The 1,842-nt window shown below is 76.8% G+C and carries 1 protein-coding gene; it reads right to left on the bottom strand.

Annotated features, from left to right (window positions below):
• Window positions 1-40: 40 nt before the first annotated feature.
• The coding region (locus PYV61_RS24935; protein WP_275836586.1) for a glycoside hydrolase family 3 N-terminal domain-containing protein at window positions 41-1,842 on the bottom strand (1,802 nt) is incomplete at its 5' end.

The raw sequence follows: 1,842 nt of genomic DNA on the forward strand, positions 1-1,842 counted from the left end.
GAGCCGGCGCCCGCCGCGCCCACCGCCCCGCGGGCGCGCCTCACGGCGTCCCCCCGCGCTGCAGCCCGTCGCCGCGGGCGAAGAAGCCGGGGAGCGTCACCGGCGCCTTGCCGCCGATGGGCGCGCGCCCGAGCACGGCCTGCGCGGCCGCGCGCTCCAGCGCGTCGCCGCGGCCGTAGGTCACCAGGTACGTGCCGACGCGCGGGAACTGCTTGATCACGTACGGGTTGCCGCCGGCGACCACGATCAGCTTCCCCGTGCCGGCCAGCCGGTCGATCCAGGCGTTGATGTGCGCCGGGATCGCGAGCCGCCCGGACCCTTCGAGCGTCCGCGTGTACGTCATGACGACGATGCGGTCGCTGGCCGCGGCCAGCGCGGCCAGCGAGTCGAGCGCGGCGACCGACGAGCGCGGCGTGATTCGGAAGTCGCGCACCGTGCGCCCGCCGGCGCGCAGCTCGGCGACGAACGAGAGCCCGGCGACCGCCTCGGTCTCGGGGGCGTACACGACGGCGGTGATCGAACCGGCGGTCGCCGGCACGAGCCCCGCGCTGTCGCGCAGCAGCGTCACTGCCCGCTGCGCGATGAGCCGCGCCGACGCCCAGTGCGCCGGCGCGCCCACGGTCGCGCGCAGCGCCTCCAGGTCCACCAGCGGGCGCGCCACGGCGCCCGTGCGCACCTTGAGCCCCAGCACCCGGCGCGCCGACGCGTCGATCCGCTCGGCCGCGATCTCGCCGCGCCCGACGGCGGCCACCACCGCGTCCACGCAGCGCGTGACGTCGCTCGGCATCAGCAGCACGTCGTTGCCGGCCTGGATCGCCAGCGGGCAGCTGCGCTCGATCGGGTAGCCCTGGCCGACGCCCTCCATCGTCATGGCGTCGGTGAAGACGGCGCCGCGGAAGCCGACCGAGTCGCGCAGCAGCCCGGTCATCACGCGCGGCGCGAGCGTCGCGGGGGTCGTGCCGTCGCCCTGGATCGCCGGCAGCGCGATGTGCGCGCTCATCACCCCGGCCACCCCCGCCTGCGCGGCGGCGCGGAACGGCACCAGCTCCACCGACTGGAACCGCGCCAGGTCGGAGCGGATCACCGGCAGCGCGTTGTGCGAGTCGACGTCGGTGTCGCCGTGCCCGGGGAAGTGCTTCGCCACGCCGGCGACCCCCTCGCCCTGCAGCCCGCGCACGAACTCCGCCGCCATCCGCGCCACCGCGGCCGGGTCCTCGCCGAACGAGCGGACGTTGATGACCGGGTTGCCCGGGTTGTTGTTCACGTCCACCACCGGCGCGTACACCACGTGGACCCCGGCGGCGCGCGCCTCGCGCCCGACGATGGCTCCCGCCTGCCGCGCGTCCTCGGGGCGGCCGGTGGCGCCGATCGCCATGTTGGTCGGCAGCACGGTCGCGGTGCCCGCGCTCAGCCAGCTCGTGTTCACCGGGAGGAACGTCCCCCCCTCGAACCGCCCGAGGCCGGGCTCCAGGTCGCTCGACACGAGCAGCGGCACCTTGGCCGGCGTCGCCAGCGCGAGGCGCTGCATCGAGTTGACCTTGGCGGCCACCTCCAGCGGGGAGCCGAGCGACATGATGACGCCGCCGACGTGCTCGCGGGCGATCCAGTCGCGGATCCGCACGAAGGTCGGGTCCTCGGCGTTCACGTAGTCGCCCAGCACCCACACGCTCACCAGCTGGGCGACGCGGTCGCGCAGCGGCAGCTGGGCGAGGGTGCGGTCGACCCACCCCTGCTCGGCGGCGGTGAGCGGCCGGGCGAAGGCGTCGCCGCCCGGGGCGGCGGGGAGCGCGGGGACCACGCCGGGCGCGGGGGCGGGCGCGGACGCGGCGGCCGGCGCCATCC

Source organism: Roseisolibacter sp. H3M3-2 (assembly GCF_029211165.1).
Lineage (GTDB): Bacteria > Gemmatimonadota > Gemmatimonadetes > Gemmatimonadales > Gemmatimonadaceae > Roseisolibacter.